Source organism: Ensifer sp. ZNC0028 (assembly GCF_000799055.1).
In the GTDB taxonomy this organism is placed as follows: domain Bacteria; phylum Pseudomonadota; class Alphaproteobacteria; order Rhizobiales; family Rhizobiaceae; genus Ensifer.
The window spans coordinates 1-4497 of the sequence record NZ_JTLA01000190.1 but is presented as its reverse complement, the minus strand read 5'-3'; the positions used below and the strand labels follow the sequence as shown (position 1 = coordinate 4497).

At 64.2% G+C, this 4497-nt stretch carries 6 protein-coding genes; 3 read left to right on the top strand and 3 right to left on the bottom strand.

Going from position 1 to position 4497, the window contains the following annotated elements; translation table 11 throughout:
• Nucleotides 1–124: 124 nt before the first annotated feature.
• Nucleotides 125–1090, top strand: a complete 966-nt coding sequence (locus L981_RS32265; RefSeq protein ID WP_043626643.1) for an MBL fold metallo-hydrolase — start codon at nt 125–127, stop codon at nt 1088–1090.
• 72 nt (nt 1091–1162) lie between these two features.
• Here L981_RS32265 and L981_RS32260 read toward each other — a convergent pair whose 3' ends face one another.
• Together L981_RS32260 and L981_RS32255 are read right to left on the bottom strand one after the other, a co-directional pair.
• Nucleotides 1163–2275, bottom strand: a complete 1113-nt coding sequence (locus tag L981_RS32260) for an NADH:flavin oxidoreductase (protein WP_043626640.1) — start codon at nt 2273–2275, stop codon at nt 1163–1165.
• A gap of 1 nt (nt 2276) precedes the next feature.
• Entirely contained in the window at nt 2277–2669 is a 393-nt protein-coding gene (locus L981_RS32255; RefSeq protein WP_043626637.1) for a RidA family protein, read from the bottom strand.
• 141 nt (nt 2670–2810) lie between these two features.
• Here L981_RS32255 and L981_RS32250 point away from each other — a divergent pair, with 141 nt between their 5' ends.
• Complete coding sequence (locus L981_RS32250; protein WP_043626635.1) at nt 2811–3704, top strand: LysR substrate-binding domain-containing protein; 894 nt, start codon at nt 2811–2813, stop codon at nt 3702–3704.
• Nucleotides 3705–3722: 18 nt separating this feature from the next.
• On the opposite strand, the gene L981_RS32245 is transcribed toward L981_RS32250, so the two are convergent.
• Nucleotides 3723–4025: a hypothetical protein gene (locus tag L981_RS32245; protein ID WP_043626645.1), complete on the bottom strand. Its 303-nt coding sequence runs from the start codon at nt 4023–4025 to the stop codon at nt 3723–3725.
• A 284-nt stretch (nt 4026–4309) separates the two neighbouring features.
• Here L981_RS32245 and L981_RS32240 point away from each other — a divergent pair.
• Nucleotides 4310–4497, top strand: a 188-nt coding sequence (locus L981_RS32240; RefSeq protein WP_043626632.1) for a DUF4339 domain-containing protein, incomplete at its 3' end; no start/stop codon positions are given.

Sequence of the window (4497 nt, the reverse complement as noted above, 5' to 3'; positions counted from 1 at the left end):
CCCACAAGGACCAGCTCAACGCCGACCTGCTCGCCTTCGCCAAGGCCTGATGGTTGTTCGCCGGTGCCGCCCCGCAGGCGGCACCGGCGCCCTTTGTCGAACGTTTCAGCCAAGGATCAGAGACATGACCTCTTCCCACAATCCCACCGATGCTTCCGGCCCCGATCGTCGTGAATTTCTTGCAGGTTCCAGTGCGGTCGCCGCTGCCGCCCTTCTTCCGAAAGGCGCCCATGCCGCAGACATCAAGCGTTTCCGGCATGGCGGCTTCGATATCTCGGTTGTCAGCGATGGTTTCATCATGCTGCCGGTCAGCATCGTTCTGCCGGATGCAACGGCGGAAGAGCGGCCGGAGATCATGCGCCGTCTTGGCGGCACGCCGGAACGCGCGCCGTTTCACACCAACATTCCGGTCATTCGCAGCGGCGACGATCTGATCGTGGTCGACGACGGCTCGGGCACTCGGTTTCAGGAAAGTGCCGGCAAGCTTCACGCCAACCTGCTCGCAGCCGGCATCGACCCGAGCGCTGTGACGAAGGTGGTGCTGACCCACGCCCATCCCGATCATGCGGGCGGTACCGTTGGCGCCGATGGCAAGCTCACCTTTCCGAATGCGCAGTATTTCGTCTCGGAGGGCGAATGGCAGTTCTGGACCGATCCCAACTTCGAAAAGGCGATGCCGCAGGTGCTCCATGGCTTTGCCAAGGGCGCGCAGCGCGATCTCTTCGCGGTCAATGACCGGCTGACTCTGGTCAAACCCGGCGACGAAATCGTCAGCGGCATGCAGGTGCTCGACACGCGGGGACACACGCCCGGCCATATCTCGCTTCACCTTTCCGGCGGTGACGGCGCGGGACATGAGGGGCTGGTGATCACGGGCGATGCGGTCACCAGCAACATCGTCTTCTTCGAGCATCCCGATTGGCATTTCGGTTTCGACACGGATGCAGACATGGCCTTGAAAACCCGCAAGGCCCTGATCGACCGGGCGGCATCGGAGCGGCTGGCGCTGCTTGGCTATCACTGGGCCTATCCGGGTATCGGGCGGGCCGAGCGCAACGGGGCGGCCTATCGTTTCGTAGCGGCGGAATGACCGCCTGGAGCCGGTCATCGCTGGAGCAGTTGACGGGCGCGCCTCCTGCGAGGCGCGCCCGCTTCTTTGCTTTCAGAGAGCCAGTTCGCTGTCCTTGATGTCGCTGATCGGCGCAAGGAAGGACAGCTCGAGCGGGCGCAGATCGCTGCGTTTGGCGGTGAGCCGCGGCCAGTCGGGATTGACGAGCGCACCGCGGCCGAGCGCGATCATGTCGGCACCGGCTGCCATCACCTCCTCGGCGCGGGCGAGATCGTGCAGGCTGCCGTTGGCGATGAGGAAAAGGCGCGGCGCGTGGCGGTGGGCCAGCGCGACGAGCGAGGCGTCGCCACCCTCAAAGGCCGGCTGCCAGGCTTCAAACTCTGTCACATGCACGAAGTCTGCCGGGCTTTCGGCGAGCGCCGCGAACACGCGGGCAGCACCTTGTTCGCGTTCTGCCCATTTGTGCCGGAAGTCGTTGACCTTACCCTGGGACAGCCTCAGCCCCAGCGGAACCTCGGGGCCAATCGCAGCGCGCACCGCCTTCAGCACCTCGAGCGACAGGCCGAGACGCTTGACGATATCTCCGCCCCAGCGATCCGTCCGCCGGTTCGAAAAGTCGGTGAAGAACTGGTCGAGCAGGTAGCCGTTGGCGCCGTGGATCTCGATGCCGTCGAAACCGGCAACCTCTATCGCAAGGCGAGCGGCACTGGCGAAACCCTCGATCGCTTCGGCGATTTCGGCGTCGCTGATCTCGCGCGGCAGGGCATAGGGTCCGTCGCCGTGATAGCCGGTCATCTGGCTGCCCTTCGGGCGCACGGCGGAAGGGCCTACTGTCTCGGGCCGGTGCGGATTGCCCTGTGCCAGCGCGCCGCCGTGCATGAGTTGCGCGAAGATGCGCCCGCCTTCCGCATGGACCGCCTCGACGATGGGCCGCCAGGCGAGGGCCTGTTCCTGGTCGGTCAGGCCGGGCTGGTCCTTATAGGTCTGGGAGTAGGCCTTGTCGGTGTAGATGCCCTCGGTCGTGATCAGGCTGAAACCGCCGCGGGCGAAGCGCTGGTAATAGCGCCGCATGCGTTCGCCGGGTACCCCCGCGGCCGAGGCGCTGATGCGGGTCATCGGCGCGACCGAGAGGCGATTGGCGAAATCAAGCCCCTTGAGCAAGGTGCCGGTAAAGGCGGGGGACGCGATGCCAAATGGTGCGTTCATGTCACTTGCCTCCATCGAGCGCGATCGCTTCGATCTCGATCAGCGCGTCCGGTGAATAGAGCGAGGAGACCTCGATGATGCTGTCGGCCGGATAGGGGGCTGAAAACCACTTGCGGCGCAGCTCGATGATTTTCCCGAAATTTTCCATGGAACGCAGGAAGATCGTGACCTTGACGATCTTGTCGAGCCCGGATCCCGCGGCCTTCAGCGCCCGGTCGAGGTTACGGAAGGCCTGCTCGGCCTGGCGGTCGAAATCACCGACGCCGACCAGATTGCCGTCTTCGCCGATTGCCGCCTGACCGGAGACGAAGACGAAGCCATTGGCCTTGATCGCCTGGGAAAGCAGGAAGGGCGCATAGGGATCCGGCTGGGTGACGACCTGTTCGAGAGACATGGGATGTCCTTTCATGCTTGAGATTTTCTCAGCTTGGCGCTGTTGCCTTGGCTGTTGATCTCAATATGCTAGGGCGAGCATGGGCTGACAAAGAGTGATTTCTCAGCCAATGGATGAGGTGAATTCATCTATGAGGATGGAATGAGGAAGTTGCCGCCGCTCGGTGCACTCAGGGTTTTTGAAGCGGCTGCCCGGCGGATGAGCTTCAAGCTGGCGGCCGAGGAACTGAACGTTTCTGCCACTGCCGTCAGCCACCAGATCCGACAGCTGGAGGAGATTCTGGAGGTCAAGCTCTTCGAGCGTGAGACGCGGCAGGTGCATCTGACGGCTGCCGGCAAGGCGCTGTTTCCGGTGCTGCGCGATGGGCTCGACCGTTTCGAACAGGCGATTGCCGATGTACGCCGCCAGCAGGCGGGCAAGGTGGCGCGCCTTACCTCCACCGTCGCCTTCGTTGCCAAGCGGCTGGCGCCGCTCGCCGGGTCGTTTCGTGAGGCCTATCCGGACTGGACCTTGCGGCTCGACGCCTCCAACAGGACGATCGACCTGGAGGCGGATGCGGACGCCGCGATCCGCTTCGGCGGCGGGCACTACCCGGGGCTCGTCACCGAGCCGTTGTTTGCCGATCGTTTTGCCCCGGTCTGCGCGCCGAGACTGGCGCCGGCAAGTGTGGCTGATCTCAAACGGGAAACGCTCATTCACTTCGACTGGGGCCCGTCACGCCGCAATGATCACCGCGCGCCCGTCTGGCGGCAATGGCTGGAGCGCGCGGGCGCGCTCGATGTCGATGCCAGTGCACAACTTTCCTTTACCGATGAGATCCACGCCGTCCAGGCGGCCGTTGCGGGGCAAGGCATCGCTCTCCTGAGCCTGACGCTCGTGGCGGACGAACTCGCCTCGGGCATCCTCGTTCAGCCTTTCGACCTGACGCTCGAGAGCGACCGCTACGACCTCGTCTACAGTCCGCGCATGGCGGACCGGCCTGCAACTCGCGTGCTTCGCGATTGGGTGCGCGCGCAGTTTAGCGGCGATGCCTGATCCGCGAGGTGATCTCGCTCAGTCGTCGAAGCCGAGGAAGTCCGGCGCCCAACGGCGGCTGGTGAGGCGCAACGAACGGTCGGGCTCGATGATATACGTCTCGTAGACCTTGCGGCCGTAGGAATCGATGAACTGGTGCGGCACGATGCTGCCGACGGGCGCCTTCTTCAGCTTGGTGCGTGGCTGGCCGCCATAGGTGATGCTGCCGGGGATGGGCTGGAGGTTCGGCGAGTAGCCGTAGGTGAGGTTGGAGGGGCCGGTCGAGGCCGTGCAGCCGCTGAGAAGCAGCACGACGGAGAGGGCGGCAAAAGCGTGTTTCATGTCGACGATCCTCACATGGCTGGGCCAGGCCTGCATGGCGCCGAGCGTCAGGCGGAAACGCCTTGGACGATCGTTGCCGGTCCGGTCCAGCACTCTCTTCTAAAGTGTAGCGCTTAAACGGAAAATTCCAAGTTCTGTCATGAGGATTCCCGCAAGCAGTGCTTGCAAATGTTCACGGCTTGTCCCAGTTGTGGAAAGCTTGGCCGCGACAGTTGCTGCCAGCTTGCGTGCAACCTAGCGTTCGGGAGCGTTCCGCGCGTTCTTGGGCGCGTCTCGGGGGTGAAATGGCAGCGTGGCATTATACGATCGGGTCGGAGCGACACGGGCCCGTCAGCGACAACAGACTGTTGGCGATGATCGCGCGAGACGAGCTTTCACCGGATGTGCTGGTCTGGCGGCAGGGGCAGGCGGAGTGGACTCCGGCCTGCGACACGGCCGACATCAAGGCGGCCGTCCGCCGCGCGACGCCGGG